We start from the raw sequence: 18,844 nt of genomic DNA on the forward strand, positions 1-18,844 counted from the left end.
TGATACAAAAGCAAGTTAGTCTTCGAGATAATTAAGTAACGATGCAGAAGTATAATATTCAAAAATACGTTTATTTACTTCAAATTTTTCAGTAAAGAGCAGGGTAACGGGCAGTGAGAATGCTTTGCCGGTTCTACTGGCTATCAACAAAGCCAATTCATGAACCCCATTTCGTTTTGTAAGAGCTTGGGTGTTCACAAATCTATTATTGTCAAAATAGATAGTGTCTGTGGTTTCTACATTCATTCGAACAGCATAATAATCTGCGTTGATTTTGTTGATTACTTCTGGCTTAGTAAATACAACGCGATCAATTTTTTTACAATATGCACACCAGTCTGCGTGAAAAAAAATCAGTGTTTTCTTAGGGTCTTTCTCTAGCTTAACGTCTAATTCTTCCCAGCTAATCCAATTTATTGGTGGCGCTTTTGTTTGAGAATGAAGGTTTCCGAAATAAAGGAAAAAGCTAATGGCAAGTAGTTTTAAATAATCCATTATTAGAATTTATAAAGTCTAAAAATCACCAAATCGTATTCCGAAGTATAGCGTACGTGGACGGTTAGGTCCATAGATATAATTTGAGTCGCGTAATGGACCCTGGTCAAAATCTTTTTGATAATTATTAAAAATATTTTGTACGCCACCGCTTAACTCTATATGTAGGTTTTCGGCAAGATCAAAATGATACGTTGCTTTAGTGCTTATATCCATAAAGGACCGAGTTTTATCTAGAGTTAGAAATCCACTGTCGCTAATTACGTGTGGGGTAAGCATACTACCAGTAAAGCTTCCTGTTAAATCCAGGTTTACAGCTTCGCTTACAGTCCAGTTTGTATTAAAAAAACCATACACATTAGGCGACCGCAAAAATTCGTTAGTTGAAACATCTGCTTCCAGTGCATTACGACCATCTGCTTCAAATAAAATTTGATCTTCATTGTAGATTGATTTTTGGTAGGTAATACCTGCTTGAAATAAAAGTGCTTTACTGGGAGATAGGTGAAATTCGATATTTGTACCGGCAACATACGCACCACTTCCGTTACGAGATTCTTCAAGAATTGATCCATTAGGTAATGATGCACCTGTACTAACTAGGGTAAACGGATTTTCTAAGGTTGTATAAAATCCTTCAATAAGCAAACTGGTTTGCACCTTATTAAACACTTTTGTGAAATTTAGAGAACCCGTAAATGCATTTGAAAATTCACTTTCTAAATCGTTAGACAAAATTACAAAGCGTTGTTCACCACCCACCGAACTTATGTGTAAATCTTCATTAAAAGCTTGAGGGGCTCTAAAACCACGAGCATAACCACCTCTAAATTGTAAATTATCGGTAAAATTATAAAGTAGCGTTAAACGCGGACTTATAACGGTTTGTGATACGTTTGCGTTTCTAGTGATATTCTCTATTTGATAGAATCCATCTACGTTAATATGATCTAAGCGCGCTCCTAACAAGGCTGTAAAATTTGCTAATGGCTTCCATTCATATTGACTGTACAAACCATAATTATTTACTTTTTGATCAACGATACGAGTATAACCTGCAATGGCATCTTCAGTTTCATTAAGCTGATATTCTATTCCTGAAGTAAGAACATCCTCATTTTTGAAAGTATGTGTGAATTTTAGTCCGGATACAAATGCAAGATCGGTGGTTTTTCCAAAAGCATTATTAGCTGCGATAGAATCTGCTCGTGTTCTGCCACCACCCAGACCACCATAATAACTGTCTCGATCTGTATGCTGTATTGATGCATAGGTTGTTAAGTTGTTTGTATGATCATCATTAAATAAATCGTAATCTACACCAGCAAATATGGTATTGTGATCAAGCTCTTCGGTAATATCTGTGAACTGCGGAGCAAGATTAAGTTGATCTCCACCACGCCGATATTCTCTAATTGCCGTAAAATCGAGCCCTATCTTACTCGTATTGTTAGGTCTGTAAAAGGCCTTTGCGCCCAGCGAATTATTAGTGAGTTTTGTGATTTCACTAAAACCATCCTCATTAGCGTCAAATGAATCGCGATTACGGTAAATCCCATACAAAGTGACACCACTTGACAAATCCTCACTTACTAGTGAGGTGTTTAGGTTTAAGCTACGGTCTGGTGTTTTACCAGCTATTAGACCAATATTACTGGTTATTTCCCAGCTGCTATTGACCGGTTCTTTTGTAATAATGTTTATTGTTCCTGCAATGGCACTGGAACCAAATAAAGCAGAACCCCCACTACGTACAACTTCTACCCGATCAATAATGCTTACCGGTATTTGTTCTAATCCATAAACGCCATTAAGTGCACTAAAAACTGGCCTGCTATTAAGCAGAACCTGTGTATATTGTCCACCTAATCCATTAAGTCGTACTTGTGTAAATCCGCAATTTTGACAATTTGTCTCGACACGTACCCCCGGCTGATAATTTAGGCCGTCTGCCAGAGAAATTGATTGTGTAGCTTTAAAGAGTTTCGAACTTAGCACATTTACTATTACCGCCGCCTTTTTTTTACTAATTCTATTGCGTGTGGCGCTAACTACAATTTCCTCTAAGCCAAGTAGATCTTCTATAAGAACAAAGTTTAAGGCGGTACTGCTGTAGTTTGCAGGGATAATTTTTTTTCTTAAGGTTTTGAAACCTACAGCTTGTATAATAAGCGTAACTGGCTCGTTAGGTAAATTTATTTTGTAAGCTCCATTGCTATCTGCGGCAGTACCTGTGTTGTGATTTTCTACAGATACAGTAGCAAATGGTAATTCTTGATCATTAGCACTAATATTTCCTGAAACTGTCAACTCATTTTGACCTAAGCAGATGTTAAAAATATTTAGAATAAGTAGAGTAATAATATATTTTGCAGCCATTTAAGTGTGTCTTAAAATAAAATTTAGGCAAACCTAAAAAATATATTTGATTTTTTTGGCGTATTATTGCGGTATAATTAAAAATAACAATGACATTTTCTGAGGAAAACTATTTAAAGTCTATTTATACCTTGCAAAAGGATAGTCCTAAAGGGGTAAGTACTAATGTGTTGTCTCAATACTTAGTAACTAAACCAGCTTCAGCTACAGAAATGATTAAAAAGCTGAATGATAAGGATTTAGTGGTATATCAACCTTATCAAGGAGTGTTATTAAATAAAAATGGCGAAGAGATAGCATTACGTGTGATTCGGAAACACCGCTTGTGGGAAACATTTTTGGCTCAAAAGTTAGATTTTAGTTGGGATGAAATACATGATGTGGCTGAACAACTTGAGCATATTCAATCTGAGAAACTCATACGTGAATTGGATCGTTTCTTAGGATTTCCAAAGCATGATCCTCACGGAGATCCTATTCCTGATGCAGATGGCAATGTCGTTAAAATGGAAAAAAAGAGGGTTTCTCAACTAGTACCCGGTGATGTAGGTACTTGTATAGGTGTTAACGATACCTCCTCATCTTTTCTTCAATTTTTAGATCAACAAAAAATTAAATTGGGTACTGTGTTAGAAATACTCAGCCTACAGGAGTTTGATAAAAGTATGCTTGTACGCATAGACGACAGGGAGCTGTCCTTATCACAAATTGCTACAGAGCATATATATGTACGTATTTAAAAAGAACGTTTTGATAATTCTACTTTAACATGAATGAATTAATTGATTATTTTGAAACTTTAAGCCCTGTTAGAGGAGCTTTTTATGCAACACTTTTTACGTGGGGAGTTACTGCATTAGGTGCATCGTTAGTGTTCTTTTTTAAAGGGATGAACCGTAAAGTGTTTGATGCAATGCTTGGTTTTACGGGAGGAGTAATGGTCGCGGCAAGTTTCTGGAGTTTATTAGCTCCCGGGATTGAAATGAGTCCGGGTGAAGGTTTTGTAAAAGTTATACCTGCTGCGGTAGGCTTTGCACTGGGTGCTGCCTTTCTATTTGGCCTTGACAAAGTGTTACCACATTTACACGTCAATTTTAAAATGGAAGACAAAGAAGGAATAAAAACGCCTTGGCATAAATCGGTTTTGCTCACATTGGCAATTACATTACATAATATCCCAGAAGGTTTAGCTGTAGGTGTTCTATTTGGAGGTGTTGCTGCAGGTTTTGAAGGAGCAAGTATAGGTGGAGCAGTAGCTTTAGCGATAGGGATAGGCTTGCAAAATTTTCCCGAAGGTTTTGCTGTCGCTATGCCATTACGAAGACAAGGCTTTAGTAGATGGAAAAGCTTTAATTATGGCCAACTATCTGCAATAGTTGAGCCAATGGCGGCAGTTTTAGGAGCTTATGCAGTGATGACTTTCAAGCCTATTTTACCGTATGCTTTAGCTTTTGCCGCGGGAGCAATGATTTTTGTAGTAGTAGAAGAAGTTGTCCCAGAATCACAACAAGATAACAATACAGATATTGCTACTTTAGGATTTATAGGCGGTTTTATACTTATGATGACACTGGATGTCGGCCTGGGTTAATAAATTAAAATATGTAATTATAACTTAGAAAGTCCAATATTAAAAAATGCAGCAGTTCTTGATGATGCAACTGGTCCTTTCAAATAATAATTAACTATAAGTACATCATTAGCCTGAAGAAGAAGAACATTATTACCACTGGTTCCCCAATAATCTGAGCTAGGTAGACTTACTGCCCCATTAGTAATTATTACCGCATTAGAATTATTTAATAAAGCTTCAATTTTGTAATTATGATTGCCCGTGGGTAGACCCGTTGTAGAAAAGCCAGCTGAGAGTATATATGTTCCACTTCTTAGAACTTTAATTTCACCTGCCTTATCAGTCAATTCAAAAATTCCATTCGCTTCGCTTATAATATTTTGTTTATTTAACGGAAACGCTGTAGGTAAGTTATCTGTTCTGATTTTAACACCATTGCTTGTCTCTCCTTTATTTAATACAACTGAAGGTGTTTCTGGTTTTACAAATGTTCGCCAACTCGAATTCTTAAATATAAACCAGTTATTTTCTGTTGTATTAAACACTAAAGCTCCATCAAGTGGAGTAGGAATGGCTTCCATTTGAGCGGTAGTCATCCTGGGTTGTACCATACCACCCGTAGTACTTTCGATCTGTAGCGCAGATCCCGGAGCAATATCGGTTGTATTAATGCCAACACCAATGTTGTTTGTGGTATTTTGAGAAAACACAGTTGTAATACTTAGTAATGCAATGGTTAAAAAACTCTGTTTAAACATATCTGTTACAGTTTAATAACCCCAATATTAAAAAACTTAGCTGCAAGCTTATTTCCATTGTTATTAAGCACATACCTTAAATCTAATACATCTCCAGCATTAAGTTTAAATACAAGTACACCACTCGTTCCCCATTCATTTGTACCTGATGGAAAATTTACATTGCCCCTAACTAAGTAGCCTACTAAAGTATTGTTACGATAAACTCCAATAATGTATTTTTTATCCCCAGAAGGCAAATTAGTTACTGAAAAACCGGCGCTAATCATATAGTTACCTCCCTGTAAGATTTTAAATGTTCCGTCAGAAACTATATTAAAATAGAGTTTATCTTGATTTTCAATGTCTCCAGAATTTAGAGGAAACTTAGCATAAGTATTGGTTTGAGTCTGTACAACCGTGTTGGTGGTATCAGTAAAAACTTTGCGTAATACTAGCGAAGGCAAGTCATTTCTATCAAGATCATTCCAGTTGCCCGAAGAAAATAGAAATAGGGATGATATATCTTTATTATAGACAATCGATCCGTCTAGAGGAGAAGAAATAGCTCGCATTTGAGCATCTGTCATTCTGGGAGGAACTAAAGCTCCTACTGTACTATCTATTTGTAATGCACTTCCATCATCAGGATTAGTAGTACCTATAGCAACTTGAGCAGCTACAGTATGATTGAATAGGAGGACTAAACAAACAAAAAGAAAAGAATTTTTCAAGGTATATTTTTAACAAGTATAAAACGCTCGCAAAATAACTGAAAATTTCTGAATTATTAGTGTTAATTATTTAAATTACAGATGCTAATTGCATCCGCAGTTGTCGCTTCCGCAAGATTTACCAGAGTCTTTTCCGCTTAAAAAAGCAGGTTTCCAAATATATTTTGTTACCAGATATCCTACAGCAACTAAAAAAATAAGTAGTACTAAAATGTTCTGTATCATAATATCTTTTTTAAAGATTCCTCTTTTCAGAGGGTTTTTAAATAATTAATTGATAAGCAATCAAAGCTACAACATAAGCAAAACCACTCATAATTACAAGTTGTAACAGAGGCCATTTCCAAGTATTCGTTTCGCGTTTCACTATAGCCAATGTACTCATACACTGCATTGCAAAAGCATAAAAAAGAAGTAGCGATATACCACTGGCTAAGTTAAATAAAGGACCACCTAAAATAGGATTCACCTCACCGGCCATTCGGTTTTTTATGGTTTCTTCTTCATCGCTACCTACGCTATAAATTGTAGCTAATGTTCCCACAAATACCTCACGTGCAGCAAATGAACTTACTATAGCAATTCCTATTTTCCAGTCATAACCTAATGGTCTAACAACTGGCTCAATTGCTTTACCCATATACCCAATATAGCTGTATTCAAGTTTTTCTGAAGCTATTTGCTTATCTAATTCGCTCTCCGGAAAGTCTCCAGCTTGCATGCGTTCAACAGCATTTACCTCTGCATTATTAAAAGCATCTCCAGGGCCATTTGATGCTAAAACCCACAATACAATAGAAATGGCAAGAATGATTTTACCGGCACCTACTATAAATGACTTTGTTTTTTCAATAACATTATAAGCTACATTTTTAAATAAAGGCAGTTTATAATTAGGCATTTCTATAACAAAAAAGGTTCGGCTTTTAATTTTTAATATTCGGTCTAATAGCCATGCAGACAGGATTGCTGTACCAAAACCGATAAGGTAAAGTCCCATGAGCACAAGGCTCTGTAAGTTAAATATGTATAGTACATCTCGGTCTGGAATTACCAAAGCGATGATAATTAAATAAACCGGTAATCGCGCGCTACACGTTGTAAACGGAGTAACTAATATAGTTATTAAACGTTCTTTCCAGTTCTCTATATTACGAGTTGCCATTATTGCCGGAATTGCACAGGCTGTACCTGAAACCAGTGGCACTACACTTTTTCCGCTTAACCCAAAACGCCGCATAATACGATCCATTAAGAATACGACACGACTCATGTATCCACTTTCTTCAAGGATAGATATAAAAAGAAACAGGAATGCAATCTGGGGTATAAAAATCACTATTCCGCCCAGTCCGGGTAAAATACCTTCGGCAATTAAGTTTGTAAAAGCACCTGGAGGCATCGTGTTGCGCACCCATTCGCCCATAGCTGCAAAAGTCTCATCGATTAAATCCATAGGATAGGACGACCAGTCATAGATAGCTTGAAATATGAGCATTAAGATGGCAAAAAAGATAATGTAACCCCAAAATTTATGAGTCAAAACACGATCCAGTCTACTTCTTAAATCCTTAGCAGCAAGGTGATCTATACTTAGTGTTTCTTTAAGAACCCCATTTATAAATTGATACCTTACTATAGTTTCTTTTTGTTGAAGACGCTTTAAATTTGACTTGCTTTCTGTCTGAAAGGTGGTAATACTCTGCATCTCATTACGGTCTAGCTTACCAAAATTTACATCTTGAGTAATTACTAACCATAGTTTATACAAATCTTGTTTAGGAAATGCTTTACGCAGTCGATCAAAATATTCTGGAGCAATTACCGAAGCATTTACACAAGGCTCTATGGAGAGTTCTTTATAGTTAGTAATTAACTCTTTTAGATTTTCGAAGCCGGTGTTTTTGCGAGAGCTTACGAGAGCAATTTTAGTTTGTAAGCGATCTTCAAGTTTTTCTATATCAAGCGTTATAGCTTTACGCTTCATACGATCTGCCATATTAATGACAAGAATCGTAGGTATTTTTAAATCTTTTATTTGCGTAAATAAAAGAAGATTACGTTTTAAATTTTCTACATCAGAAACAACAACAGCTACGTCTGGATAATCTTTATCATTTTTATTGAGTAGTAATTCAATTACAACGTTCTCATCAAGAGAGCTGGCATTAAGACTATAGGTTCCTGGCAAGTCAAGAATGTGTGCCTTAACTCCACGTGGAAGTTTGCAAATTCCTTCTTTTTTTTCGACAGTAATACCCGGATAATTTCCTACTTGCTGTTTAAGACCCGTAAGTTGATTAAAAACAGAGGTTTTACCAGTATTGGGATTGCCTATAAGGGCTACGTTTAACTGTTTACTCATTGAGAGTGCTTTTCTACAAGAATATGACTGGCAGTTTCTTTTCGTATCGCTAAGTGACTACCATTAATGTTTAAATACATAGGATCCTTAAAAGGAGCAATTTGTACTAACTCTACTTCATTGCCTGGAAGGCAGCCCATTTCTAAAAGCTTAAGAGGCACCATGTCTAAGGTGAATTCTTTTATTATAGCTTTTTCGCCACGTTTCAGAAGATCTAATGAAATAATCAAAATTTATTTAGATTGAATTTAAACAAGGCAAAAGTAATAGAAAAGCCACAGACTCGAAAAGATTTAAGGTATAAAGTATGTTTTAAAAGAACCTAATTAATTATAATCACGGCTTTCGATTTTTTTTAGCGTTTCAATATCCTCAAGAAGTTGCTCAATAGCTTCAGAATCTGTACCATCATAAAATCCTCTAATGCGCTTTTCTGAGTCGATAAGCATAAAGTTTTCTGTATGAATCATATCATATTGATCTCCGTTGCCAGAGGTTTTTACCGCTAGATAACTTTTTCGCGCTAGCTCATAAATTTCTTTTTTTGATCCGGTTACCAGATTCCATTTTGCATCATCTACACCTTTTTCAACCGCGTATCTTTTGAGTTGGGCTACAGTATCTGTTGCAGGTATTACTGTGTGAGAAAGTAGTTTAACCCGATCATCATGTTTTAGTTTTTCTTGTATCTGCAACATATGATCTGTCATAATTGGACATATTGTCTGGCAAGTAGTAAAGAAAAAATCTGCAACGTAAATACCCTCGTAATCATCTTGAGTGATAGTATCCCCGTTTTGATTTACAAGTTTAAAGTCGGCAATTTTATGGTACTTTTTTACAAATTGAACGGTACTATCCACTAGAGTATTATCTACCATTGTAGGTTGGTAAACCGGTAAACTGGGTTCTGGTTTTAATAAGGTGTAAAATATATAAAGAATAACTGCGGAAAGTATTACCATAACGATGGCAAACTTTTTGTATTTAGCAAAGAACTGAAGCATAATCTGCGTTTTGAGAATGCAAAATTACAACCCGAATCGCGCCTGGCAAAAGTATTCTGAGGCTATCTTTTTAAATGCCCGCTGCAGCACACTGTAAATACTTTTGTATGCGGATGTAAAAGGTTACTTTTGTGCACTTTTTAAGGCTCCTTGCCTTTTAATTAATATAGTATTTTTAGTTTTTGAGGTTTCTTTTATTCCCTGTAATATGTGATTAGATAGACACCTTTAGTTATATAAAATTTATGGATCCATTTTTTGTAAAAGGTGCTCAGCTTTTTCTGAGTCTTTCAATATTAATCGTACTTCACGAGTTTGGTCATTTTATACCGGCCCGTCTATTTAAAATACGTGTAGAGAAATTCTTCCTGTTTTTTGATGTCAAATTTGCTCTGTTTAAAAAACAAATAGGGGAAACAGTTTATGGTATAGGTTGGTTGCCGTTAGGAGGTTATGTAAAAATTTCTGGAATGATCGATGAGAGTATGGACAAAGAGGCCATGGCTCAGGAGCCCAAAGAATGGGAATTTAGATCAAAACCGGCTTGGCAGCGACTTATTGTAATGATAGGTGGGGTTACCGTGAATATAATTCTAGGATTCTTTATCTATATTATGATTATCGCTACATATGGAGATGAGTATTCTACTCCAGATGATCTAAAATATGGTTTTGGTTTCACACCTACGATGGAGCAATATGGTTTTGAGCAGGGAGATAAAATTCTAGCTGTAAATGGTGAAGAATTAGAAGATCAATTAGAGTTTCCTCAAATGCTAATGATGCGTGATGTATCTACAGTAACTGTACTTCATGAAAATGGAAGTCAGGAAGAGTTGAGTCTTCCAGATGATATAGGGATGCAGTTGTTTAAATCTGGAGAGATGTTTGGGGTTAATTTTCCACGTACTCCGGTATATTTAGATTCGGTTTTTGGTGGAGCAAAAGAGGCTGGTGTATTAGGAACAGATGAATTAATAAGCATCAATGATTATCCTATTAAATATAAAAGTGATGCGAGCTACGCGCTTCAATCTAGAAAAGATAGTGTTGCGACAATATCGGTATCCCGAGATGGAGTTGCGCGTACATTTGATATCCCTATGGGAGAACAGAAGATGGTAGGTGTAGGATTTGGGTTTGCAGATAAGGAATATTTAATGCCCGAGCGTCATAAGCGGGAGTATGGAATAGGAGAGAGTATAGGTAAGGGTATAGGCTACGGTGTAGATAAATTGAGTGATTATGTAACTCAGTTTAAATATGTATTTACTGCTAAAGGAGCTTCTCAAGTAGGAGGTTTTGGTGCTATTGCAGGTTTATTTCCAGATTCATGGAACTGGTTATCCTTCTGGGAGACAACAGCTTTTATATCAATAATTTTAGCGTTTATGAATATTCTCCCTATTCCTGCATTAGATGGTGGGCACGTGATGTTTTTATTGTATGAAATTGTTACAGGAAGAAAGCCAAGCGATAAATTTTTAGAATATGCGCAAATGATAGGGTTCTTCTTGCTAATTGCCTTAGTATTATACGCTAACGGAAATGATGTGTACCGCTGGATAACGGGATCCTAGCTTGTTTTTAAAAAATTTTGAAACTCTTTAAAAAGAATTTTCAAAATTGTTTTGTGGGTTCAAATAGTTGTGTATATTTGCATCCGCTTTCAGCAAATAAGCGAAACGTTCTTTAAGACATACCAGAAGTCAGCATTGCGATGTTGATAAATGATCTTAAAAATATAAAGATAAATTCCTCCTTAGCTCAGTTGGTTAGAGCATTTGACTGTTAATCAAAGGGTCCTTGGTTCGAGCCCAAGAGGGGGAGCAAAATTAAGCCTTAACTACTAGTAGTTGAGGCTTTTTTGTTTTATACCTTTTGTTTTCATCTCCACCTTCAAATTCCGCTATCAATACTTTACTCGAAAATTCGATTTTCATAAATTTCTCAATGTAAAGCTTGCTTTACATTTGAAAATAGGTTTATATTTGTAAAGTATACTTTACATTAATCCAAAAACAATCAATTATGAAATCAAAACAGAAATTTTCAAAAAAGTATCTACTAATGTGGGCATTAGCCTGGGTGTGTACCACGGCTCTGGTAACTTTTGGCTCTATGTATTTATGGGAGTCATCACTTCTTACGGGTATTGCTATTGTATTAAGTCTGGCTGTGGGAGTAGGTATGGTACTTGCTAATAGAAAATTTGTAAATGCAGCAGATGAGCTGCAGCGTAAAATTCAATTAGAGTCTATGGCACTTACTTTAGGACTTACCGTTGTTGTGGGTCTTGCATACTCCCAGTTAGATACTACTAACTTAATAAATGCTGATGCTGAAATTAGCACCTTGGTGTTGTTTATGGGGGTGACTTATATAGTTTGTACAGCCATTAATAACCGAAAGTACTCATGAAAAATAATATCAAAAATTTAAGAGCCACGTTTAATCTCACTCAGGGAGATTTGGCAAACCGCATAGAAGTCTCGCGGCAGACAATTAATGCTATAGAAAAAGGTAAATTTGACCCAAGTTTACCTACCGCTTTTAGACTGGCAGCTGTGTTTAGATGTACCATAGAAGAGCTGTTTGTCTATGAGCCCTAGTCTAAAAGTTATCATGCAGAAATTTATCTCAAATAATCTACCTAAACTGGTTTCGGTCTTGCTATTTGTAAGTCTGGTACTGGCCTACTTTTTTATCCCAGATGTACAAACCTTTTTTAATAAGGCCTGGGAGATTTTAACCAGTGGCGATGAGCAGCGTATTGAGAAGTGGGTGTCTTCCTTTGGTTGGGTAGGACCTGTTGTGTTAATTGTAGCGATGATCGCCCAGATGTTTTTAATTATAATTCCCTCTGTAGTACTTATGGCTGTCTGTATTCTTGCCTACGGGCCCGTCTGGGGAAGTCTACTCGTATTTGTGGCTATAGGGTGTGCTTCTAGCGTGGGGTATCTTTTAGGTAAAAAATTAGGATCTGGATTAATAAATAGTTTAATAGGCGCTGCTACCGAAGCTAAGCTCGAAGATTTTATTAAGGATTATGGCTTTTGGGCAATTGCAATAACACGCTTAAATCCGTTTTTATCTAATGATGCTATTAGTTTTGTAGGCGGAATATTAAAAATGAATTATCTGCGATTTATAAGCGCCACACTTCTTGGGGTAGCACCATTAACACTCTTTATTGCAATAATGGGAGAGCGCTCTGAAGGTATGAAAACCGGACTATTATGGGGTTCTGTATTAAGTCTTGTGATATTTGGCCTGTACGTGTATTGGAGTAAACGCCGTAAGAAAAAAACTCAATAATTCACCAGAGTTTTAGAAATAACAAAGTGCCCAGAAGCAGACCATTATAAAAGATAAATTCAAAAAAATCAAAGCCGGCAAAAAACCCTCTAAACCTTCCGGTATAATCTGTTTCGCTTGTTGAAGTGTTTATATAAAAAGCTTCAAAAGGCCAGAAGCCATCAGGCGTTTGCGCTAAAGGCCCAACTTCTTGCAAATTGGATTTTAAGCCGATCTCTGAGTCTGTAAATAAGTATATTTCTAATTTTTGATTCGCTGTTGTGGCTTCTATTTTTGGAGATATTCCAAAGTAATTTACGCATAAGGCAATTGCATTAAATAATGCGATGCTTACAGCTAATTTTATTTTAAGTGATTGATTCATTCAATTAAGTTGAGGCTAATTTAAGAGAGTTTGTTTTCTGAGATAAGGGGCTTTTCCCCCAGATTAAAACTTTCTTTCCTATTTAGCTTAGGAGTAAGCCGTATTTTAAACAATCATTATACTTAAATTTGTGGGTTAATGACAGACCAGAATGTTGTCATCAATGTTAGTCTATGAGAAAACTAGTTGCGTATCCACTAAGTATTATATTTTATCTGGCTTTTGGCTTGGTTATAGTAATTTTTCATCCCGTTCAATGGCTATGTTATAACCTCTTTGGATATCAAGCTCATAAAAAAAGCGTTGATTATCTTAACTTCATGATCATGCGCACGCTTAATCTTTTAGGAACAAGATTTACTTTTAAAAATGATTATAAGCTCAGTAGAGATCAGCCCATTATTATAGTGGCAAATCACCAGGGGCAGTGGGATATACCACCCATCATCTGGTATTTAAGACGTATACATCCTAAATTTATTAGCAAAGTTGAGCTGGGTAAGGGCATCCCCAGTATTTCATATAATTTACGCAAAGGAGGTTCTGCATTAATTAATCGTAAAGACAAACGTCAATCAATTGTTGCTATTAGAGATCTTACTAAAACAATGAATTCTACAAACAGATCGGTGGTAATTTTTCCTGAAGGTACACGTAGTAAAACAGGGATTCCTAAAGAGTTTGCAAAGGGAGGATTGGTAACGTTATTTAAATCGATGCCTACAGCACTTGTATTGCCGGTTACCATTCAAAACTCCTGGAAGTTGATGCGCTGGGGAGGGTTTCCTCAGGATATAGGAGTTCATGTTACACATACGGTGCACAAACCACTACCTGTATCTTCATACGACCCGGAAGAGCTTGTAAAAGTCGTGCAGGAGATAGTACTCGGAGATTTTTCAGAAATTAGAGTACACAAATCATAAAAGTAAAAAAGAGACTTGTGAACGCACTTATACATTTACACAAATCAGACCTTGATCTTATTGAGAAAACCAGCGTTTTTGTTAAACAGACCTTAGCTGATTCTGAGGGTGGTCACGATTGGTTTCACACGCTTCGTGTTTATAAAAATGCATTGCATATAGCTCAAGGCGAAAAGTCTAATGTTATGGTTGTTGCTCTGGGTGCTCTACTTCATGATATCGCAGATTCAAAATTTCACGACGGGGACGAGTCTGTTGGACCTACACTCGCACGTGAATTTTTAGAACGAGAAGGCGCTGAAAAAGAGCTAATTGAAGCGGTTATTCTTATTATTGGAAATATATCATTTAAAGGCGGAAATAAAATTTCTCAATATACTAGTCCAGAATTGCAAATAGTACAAGATGCAGACCGCCTAGATGCATTAGGGGCAATAGGTATTGCGCGAACCTTTAATTATGGAGGATTTAAAAACCGAAAGTTATACGATCCTGCCGTTCCACCGCGGCTCGACATGACTCCTGAAGAATATAAAAAATCGGAAGCACCAACTATTAATCATTTTTACGAGAAGCTGTTACTGCTCAAAGATAGATTGCATACCCAAACAGCAAAAGATATAGCTGCTAAGCGTCACGCATTCATGGAGGATTTCTTAATCCAGTTTTATGCAGAATGGGAGGGAAGTTTATAGTTCCCAGTACTTTTTTCTCCTTCTGATAAATTTGAAAATAGAATTTTCTGAAATTAAAAATACTGATGTGTATTTTCGGTATTTTACTTCCTTATTGTGTTAAAGTTTGCGCGGGATTGTGATAAAAATTCATTGCATTTCATAACTTTTTGGGGATGAAAAAGGGCTTCCTAATAACTCTTTTTAAAGCGTGTCAAACCTCTTAACTAGAGGGTTTCAGGGTATAAATAGATCGGTATTTCTTCAGATATCTTAAACTTATAAAATATTGAAATTTAGCTGGTTAAGTACATGTCGATCATGGTCGTTATAAATTCTCTATAATAGATGGTGTTGAAAACTTTGTTGAAAACGTCGAGTCATTTTTTGGCTTAAAACCCTCTTTTTTTTTGATCTTTGTTAGTCCCTAGTTATCGGTACTTAATCACTTAAAAAAACAGACGGACATGAGTAATGCAGTAGAGCCAATTTTACAGGAAAACAAAAATCGATTTGTGATTTTTCCCATCCAGCACCCAGATATTTGGGAGTGGTATAAAAAATCGGAAGCGAGTTTTTGGACTGCAGAGGAGATCGATTTACATCAAGATCTTTCAGACTGGACTACAAAGCTTAATGATGATGAGCGTTACTTTATAAAGCATATTCTTGCATTTTTTGCAGCTTCTGACGGGATTGTTAATGAAAACCTGGCAGAAAACTTCGTTAATGAAGTTCAATATTCTGAAGCAAAATTTTTCTACGGCTTTCAGATTATGATGGAAAACATTCACTCTGAAACTTATTCTTTACTTATTGATACATATGTAAAGGATGAAAAAGAGAAAGACCAGCTTTTTAATGCTATTGAAACCTTTCCTGCAATAAAGAAAAAAGCAGATTGGGCTTTAAAATGGATTGAAAGTCCATCATTTGCAGAGCGTCTTATCGCATTTGCTGCTGTTGAAGGTATTTTCTTTTCAGGTGCTTTTTGTTCTATTTTCTGGTTGAAGAAAAGAGGCTTAATGCCAGGCCTTACGTTTTCAAATGAATTAATCTCGAGAGATGAGGGAGTTCATTGTGATTTTGCGGTGCATTTACACAACAAGCACTTAGTGAATAAAGTTTCTAAAGAGCGCATAAGAGAGATCATCGTTGACGCATTAAATATAGAAAGAGAGTTTATTACAGAATCGCTTCCTGCGAGTTTGATAGGTATGAATTCTAAGTTGATGACTCAATATCTTGAGTTTGTAACAGATCGCTTATTAGTCGAGTTGGAATGTGAGAAAGAATACAATACAACAAATCCTTTTGACTTTATGGATATGATTTCCCTACAAGGAAAAACTAATTTCTTTGAGAAAAGAGTAGGTGAATATCAAAAAGCTGGTGTTGCTTCCGGAAGTGGAGGAACAGAAGGTCAGAAAATTAGTTTTGATGCTGATTTTTAAATTATAATTTCATTTTTGACTTCGGTCAAATACACAATACCCATATTTATTTAATCAGGTTGGAGTGTTTCTCATTTTGACCCTTAAACCACTTTTCTCAAATTTTAGCCAAAATAATTTGAGAAAATCTAAAAAACTGAAGCCTTATGTATGTAGTTAAAAGGGATGGCCGCAAAGAGCCGGTAATGTTTGATAAGATCACAGCGCGTATAAAAAAGTTATGCTATGGTTTAAATCCGTTAGTAGATCCGGTTAAAATATCGCTTCGTGTTATTGAGGGTTTATATGATGGTGTTACCACTAGTGAGTTAGATAATCTGGCTGCAGAAGTTGCCGCTACAATGACGACTTCACACCCAGATTATGCAAAATTAGCAGCTCGTGTTTCGGTTTCAAACTTGCATAAGAATACAAAAAAGACCTTTAGTGACGTAGTTACAGATTTGTACGAGTACGTAAATCCACGCACAGGTAAAAAGGCACCGTTAATTGCAGAGGATGTTTATGCTGTAATTACAAAGCATAAAGAAGAATTAGATTCTTCTATAATTTATAGCAGAGACTTTGGTTACGATTATTTTGGCTTTAAAACTTTAGAACGTTCTTACCTTTTAAAAATAAACGGTAAAATAGCAGAGCGACCACAACACATGCTTATGCGTGTAGCTGTAGGTATTCACTTAGATGATCTAGCTTCAGTTAAAGAAACGTATGAATTGATGTCTAAGAAGTTCTTTACTCATGCTACTCCTACTTTATTCAATTCAGGAACTCCAAAACCACAAATGTCATCTTGCTTTTTACTTACTATGCAAGACGATAGTATAGACGGTATTTATGATACACTAAAGCAAACCGCGAAGATTTCGCAAAGTGCAGGAGGTATCGGTTTATCTATTCATAATGTGAGAGCTACAGGTTCTTACATAGGTGGTACAAATGGTACTTCTAATGGTATTGTGCCTATGTTACGCGTTTACAATGATACTGCTAGATATGTAGATCAAGGTGGAGGGAAGCGTAAAGGTTCTTTTGCTATGTATATTGAGCCTTGGCATGCAGATATCTTTGACTTCTTAGATTTGAAGAAAAACCACGGTAAAGAAGAGATGCGTGCACGTGATTTGTTCTATGCTATGTGGATTCCAGATTTGTTTATGGAGCGTGTACAGAATAATGATACCTGGACCTTAATGTGTCCTAATGAGTGTCCAAATTTATTCAATGTACATAGCGAGGAATTTGAGCAGTTATATCTGAAATATGAGTCTGAAGGAAAAGGACGTAAAACGATCAAAGCACGTGAGCTTTGGGAGAAAATATTAGAATCTCAAATTGAGACAGGTACACCTTATATGCTGTATAAAGATGCGGCTAACCGTAAATCAAATCAGCAGAATTTAGGAACAATACGTTCTTCTAATTTGTGTACTGAAATTATGGAGTACACAAGTCCAGATGAAGTAGCGGTTTGTAACCTTGCTTCTATAGGATTGCCTATGTTTATTAAAGACGGGCAGTTTGACCATAAAGAATTATTTAGAATAACAAAACGCGTAACCCGTAATCTTAATAAGGTTATTGATCGTAATTATTATCCGGTTAAGGAGGCAGAAAACAGTAATATGCGCCACCGTCCAATAGGTCTAGGTGTTCAAGGTCTTGCAGATACATTTATAAAATTACGTTTACCGTTTACTTCTGATGAAGCTAAAAAACTAAACCAGGAAATTTTTGAGACTCTTTACTTTGCAGCGGTTACTGCATCAAAAGAAATGGCTCAAGAAGAGGGACCTTATTCTACCTTTGAAGGTTCTCCTATTTCTAAAGGAGATTTTCAACATAACTTATGGGGCATAAAGGATGAGGAATTAAGCGGCCGTTGGGATTGGGGTAAATTACGTAAAGAAGTTATGGAGCACGGTGTGCGTAACTCTTTATTAGTAGCACCTATGCCTACAGCTTCAACTTCTCAAATTTTAGGAAATAATGAAGCCTTTGAGCCTTATACTTCAAATATCTATACAAGACGTGTACTTTCTGGGGAGTTTATTGTTGTAAATAAACACCTTCTTGAAGATCTAGTTGAATTAGGTTTATGGGATGAAGAGCTAAAACAAGCAATTATGCGTGCTAATGGATCAATACAGCACATAGATGGCATTCCTGAAGATTTAAAAGAGCTTTACAAAACCGTTTGGGAGCTGAGCATGAAAGATATTATTGACATGTCACGTCACCGTGGTTATTTTATCGATCAGTCACAATCTCTTAACTTATTTATGGAGAATGCTAACTTCTCGAAGCTTACGTCAATGCATTTCTATGCATGGAAAAGCGGTCTTAAAACAGGAATGTATTATTTAAGAACGAAATCTGCTGTAGATGCAATTAAGTTCACACTTAATAAAGAGGCTAAGCAAGCGCCAGTGCAGGAAAAACATGTTGCAGAGCGTGCGGCTGATACTTTAAAAGCAACATCGGCTCCGGTTCACAGACCAGACTCTGTAGAAGAGCGCGCTACACCTTACGAAGCTAAGGAGCCGCAAGCAGTAGAGGTTGCAATAGAAACGGAAAAAGCACAAGTAAATACAGCACCAATGAGCGCTGCAGAAATGAAAGCAATTATCGCGCAGGCAAAGGCAGCCGAAGGTGATGATGATTGTTTAATGTGCGGTTCATAAATATTTTTAAGTAGTTAATTAAAAAGCCCGCTCTATTAATTTAGAGCGGGCTTTTTTAGTTCGGTAAATGAGATTACAAGAAAGTTGTTTATTTATAGAGAAAAAGCGGAAAGAAGGATGGATTCTAGAACTTC

Annotated in this window: 19 protein-coding genes and 1 tRNA gene; 11 read left to right on the forward strand and 9 right to left on the reverse strand. The window is 36.2% G+C overall.

The genetic code is table 11. From position 1 onward, the window contains the following. Positions 1-15: 15 nt before the first annotated feature. Together DSM00_RS01195 and DSM00_RS01200 are read right to left on the reverse strand one after the other, a co-directional pair. A complete protein-coding gene (locus tag DSM00_RS01195) occupies positions 16-495 on the reverse strand; it encodes a thioredoxin family protein (RefSeq protein ID WP_128756196.1) in 480 nt (159 codons plus the stop codon). A gap of 18 nt (positions 496-513) precedes the next feature. Then, positions 514-2,874, reverse strand: a complete 2,361-nt coding sequence (locus DSM00_RS01200; RefSeq protein ID WP_128756197.1) for a TonB-dependent receptor — start codon at positions 2,872-2,874, stop codon at positions 514-516. A gap of 89 nt (positions 2,875-2,963) precedes the next feature. Here DSM00_RS01200 and DSM00_RS01205 point away from each other — a divergent pair, with 89 nt between their 5' ends. Both DSM00_RS01205 and DSM00_RS01210 read left to right on the forward strand, forming a co-directional pair. Continuing rightward, positions 2,964-3,614: a metal-dependent transcriptional regulator gene (locus tag DSM00_RS01205; RefSeq protein ID WP_128756198.1), complete on the forward strand. Its 651-nt coding sequence runs from the start codon at positions 2,964-2,966 to the stop codon at positions 3,612-3,614. 29 nt (positions 3,615-3,643) lie between these two features. Continuing rightward, the gene (locus tag DSM00_RS01210) at positions 3,644-4,465 is read left to right on the forward strand and encodes a ZIP family metal transporter (protein ID WP_128756199.1); all 822 of its coding nucleotides are present in this window, start codon (positions 3,644-3,646) and stop codon (positions 4,463-4,465) included. Positions 4,466-4,482: 17 nt separating this feature from the next. Here DSM00_RS01210 and DSM00_RS01215 read toward each other — a convergent pair whose 3' ends face one another. The 6 genes from DSM00_RS01215 to DSM00_RS01240 form a co-directional block, all read right to left on the reverse strand. After that, a complete protein-coding gene (locus DSM00_RS01215; RefSeq protein WP_128756200.1) occupies positions 4,483-5,205 on the reverse strand; it encodes a hypothetical protein in 723 nt (240 codons plus the stop codon). 5 nt (positions 5,206-5,210) lie between these two features. Continuing rightward, the gene (locus DSM00_RS01220) at positions 5,211-5,918 is read right to left on the reverse strand and encodes a hypothetical protein (RefSeq protein WP_128756201.1); all 708 of its coding nucleotides are present in this window, start codon (positions 5,916-5,918) and stop codon (positions 5,211-5,213) included. Between the two features lie 84 nt (positions 5,919-6,002). Beyond that, complete coding sequence (locus DSM00_RS01225; protein ID WP_128756202.1) at positions 6,003-6,143, reverse strand: FeoB-associated Cys-rich membrane protein; 141 nt, start codon at positions 6,141-6,143, stop codon at positions 6,003-6,005. Positions 6,144-6,180: 37 nt separating this feature from the next. Next, positions 6,181-8,283 (reverse strand): ferrous iron transport protein B, encoded by a 2,103-nt coding sequence (gene feoB, locus DSM00_RS01230; RefSeq protein ID WP_128756203.1) that lies wholly within the window; start codon positions 8,281-8,283, stop codon positions 6,181-6,183. Further along, positions 8,280-8,447: a FeoA family protein gene (locus tag DSM00_RS01235; protein ID WP_371455861.1), complete on the reverse strand. Its 168-nt coding sequence runs from the start codon at positions 8,445-8,447 to the stop codon at positions 8,280-8,282. The genes feoB and DSM00_RS01235 overlap by 4 nt, the downstream gene beginning before the upstream one ends. 162 nt (positions 8,448-8,609) lie before the next feature. Beyond that, positions 8,610-9,290 carry an SCO family protein gene (locus tag DSM00_RS01240; protein ID WP_128756205.1) on the reverse strand — a complete coding sequence of 227 codons (681 nt, stop codon included), beginning with the start codon at positions 9,288-9,290 and terminating at the stop codon, positions 8,610-8,612. A 245-nt stretch (positions 9,291-9,535) separates the two neighbouring features. On the opposite strand from DSM00_RS01240, the gene rseP reads away from it, so the two are divergent. From rseP to DSM00_RS01265, 5 genes are all read left to right on the forward strand, one after another. Further along, positions 9,536-10,870 carry an RIP metalloprotease RseP gene (rseP, locus tag DSM00_RS01245; RefSeq protein ID WP_128756206.1) on the forward strand — a complete coding sequence of 445 codons (1,335 nt, stop codon included), beginning with the start codon at positions 9,536-9,538 and terminating at the stop codon, positions 10,868-10,870. A 176-nt stretch (positions 10,871-11,046) separates the two neighbouring features. Continuing rightward, positions 11,047-11,120, forward strand: a tRNA-Asn gene (locus DSM00_RS01250). A 201-nt stretch (positions 11,121-11,321) separates the two neighbouring features. Further along, the gene (locus DSM00_RS01255; RefSeq protein WP_128756207.1) at positions 11,322-11,711 is read left to right on the forward strand and encodes a hypothetical protein; all 390 of its coding nucleotides are present in this window, start codon (positions 11,322-11,324) and stop codon (positions 11,709-11,711) included. Continuing rightward, complete coding sequence (locus DSM00_RS01260) at positions 11,708-11,902, forward strand: helix-turn-helix transcriptional regulator (RefSeq protein WP_128756208.1); 195 nt, start codon at positions 11,708-11,710, stop codon at positions 11,900-11,902. The genes DSM00_RS01255 and DSM00_RS01260 overlap by 4 nt, the downstream gene beginning before the upstream one ends. 13 nt (positions 11,903-11,915) lie before the next feature. Continuing rightward, a complete protein-coding gene (locus tag DSM00_RS01265; protein WP_128756209.1) occupies positions 11,916-12,608 on the forward strand; it encodes a TVP38/TMEM64 family protein in 693 nt (230 codons plus the stop codon). A gap of 1 nt (position 12,609) precedes the next feature. Here the strand turns inward: DSM00_RS01265 and DSM00_RS01270 are convergent, their stop codons facing one another. After that, positions 12,610-12,972, reverse strand: a complete 363-nt coding sequence (locus tag DSM00_RS01270; protein WP_128756210.1) for a hypothetical protein — start codon at positions 12,970-12,972, stop codon at positions 12,610-12,612. A gap of 173 nt (positions 12,973-13,145) precedes the next feature. Between DSM00_RS01270 and DSM00_RS01275 the strand changes: the two genes are divergently transcribed. From DSM00_RS01275 to DSM00_RS01290, 4 genes are all read left to right on the forward strand, one after another. Beyond that, the gene (locus tag DSM00_RS01275; RefSeq protein ID WP_128756211.1) at positions 13,146-13,898 is read left to right on the forward strand and encodes a lysophospholipid acyltransferase family protein; all 753 of its coding nucleotides are present in this window, start codon (positions 13,146-13,148) and stop codon (positions 13,896-13,898) included. Positions 13,899-13,915: 17 nt separating this feature from the next. Beyond that, positions 13,916-14,593 (forward strand): HD domain-containing protein, encoded by a 678-nt coding sequence (locus tag DSM00_RS01280; RefSeq protein ID WP_241652335.1) that lies wholly within the window; start codon positions 13,916-13,918, stop codon positions 14,591-14,593. Between the two features lie 446 nt (positions 14,594-15,039). Continuing rightward, complete coding sequence (locus DSM00_RS01285; RefSeq protein ID WP_128756212.1) at positions 15,040-16,026, forward strand: ribonucleotide-diphosphate reductase subunit beta; 987 nt, start codon at positions 15,040-15,042, stop codon at positions 16,024-16,026. Between the two features lie 146 nt (positions 16,027-16,172). Beyond that, entirely contained in the window at positions 16,173-18,710 is a 2,538-nt protein-coding gene (locus DSM00_RS01290; protein ID WP_128756213.1) for a ribonucleoside-diphosphate reductase subunit alpha, read from the forward strand. Positions 18,711-18,844 lie beyond the last annotated feature (134 nt).

Source organism: Leeuwenhoekiella aequorea (assembly GCF_004104375.1).
GTDB lineage: Bacteria > Bacteroidota > Bacteroidia > Flavobacteriales > Flavobacteriaceae > Leeuwenhoekiella > Leeuwenhoekiella aequorea.

Coding starts and splice junctions, on each gene's coding strand:
- DSM00_RS01195 (WP_128756196.1), bottom strand. CDS start 495: ATGGATTATTTAAAACTACTTGCCATTAGCTTTTTCCTTTATTTCGGA.
- DSM00_RS01200 (WP_128756197.1), bottom strand. CDS start 2,874: ATGGCTGCAAAATATATTATTACTCTACTTATTCTAAATATTTTTAAC.
- DSM00_RS01205 (WP_128756198.1), top strand. CDS start 2,964: ATGACATTTTCTGAGGAAAACTATTTAAAGTCTATTTATACCTTGCAA.
- DSM00_RS01210 (WP_128756199.1), top strand. CDS start 3,644: ATGAATGAATTAATTGATTATTTTGAAACTTTAAGCCCTGTTAGAGGA.
- DSM00_RS01215 (WP_128756200.1), bottom strand. CDS start 5,205: ATGTTTAAACAGAGTTTTTTAACCATTGCATTACTAAGTATTACAACT.
- DSM00_RS01225 (WP_128756202.1), bottom strand. CDS start 6,143: ATGATACAGAACATTTTAGTACTACTTATTTTTTTAGTTGCTGTAGGA.
- feoB (WP_128756203.1), bottom strand. CDS start 8,283: ATGAGTAAACAGTTAAACGTAGCCCTTATAGGCAATCCCAATACTGGT.
- DSM00_RS01235 (WP_371455861.1), bottom strand. CDS start 8,447: ATGGTGCCTCTTAAGCTTTTAGAAATGGGCTGCCTTCCAGGCAATGAA.
- DSM00_RS01240 (WP_128756205.1), bottom strand. CDS start 9,290: ATGCTTCAGTTCTTTGCTAAATACAAAAAGTTTGCCATCGTTATGGTA.
- rseP (WP_128756206.1), top strand. CDS start 9,536: ATGGATCCATTTTTTGTAAAAGGTGCTCAGCTTTTTCTGAGTCTTTCA.
- DSM00_RS01255 (WP_128756207.1), top strand. CDS start 11,322: ATGAAATCAAAACAGAAATTTTCAAAAAAGTATCTACTAATGTGGGCA.
- DSM00_RS01260 (WP_128756208.1), top strand. CDS start 11,708: ATGAAAAATAATATCAAAAATTTAAGAGCCACGTTTAATCTCACTCAG.
- DSM00_RS01265 (WP_128756209.1), top strand. CDS start 11,916: ATGCAGAAATTTATCTCAAATAATCTACCTAAACTGGTTTCGGTCTTG.
- DSM00_RS01270 (WP_128756210.1), bottom strand. CDS start 12,972: ATGAATCAATCACTTAAAATAAAATTAGCTGTAAGCATCGCATTATTT.
- DSM00_RS01275 (WP_128756211.1), top strand. CDS start 13,146: ATGAGAAAACTAGTTGCGTATCCACTAAGTATTATATTTTATCTGGCT.
- DSM00_RS01285 (WP_128756212.1), top strand. CDS start 15,040: ATGAGTAATGCAGTAGAGCCAATTTTACAGGAAAACAAAAATCGATTT.
- DSM00_RS01290 (WP_128756213.1), top strand. CDS start 16,173: ATGTATGTAGTTAAAAGGGATGGCCGCAAAGAGCCGGTAATGTTTGAT.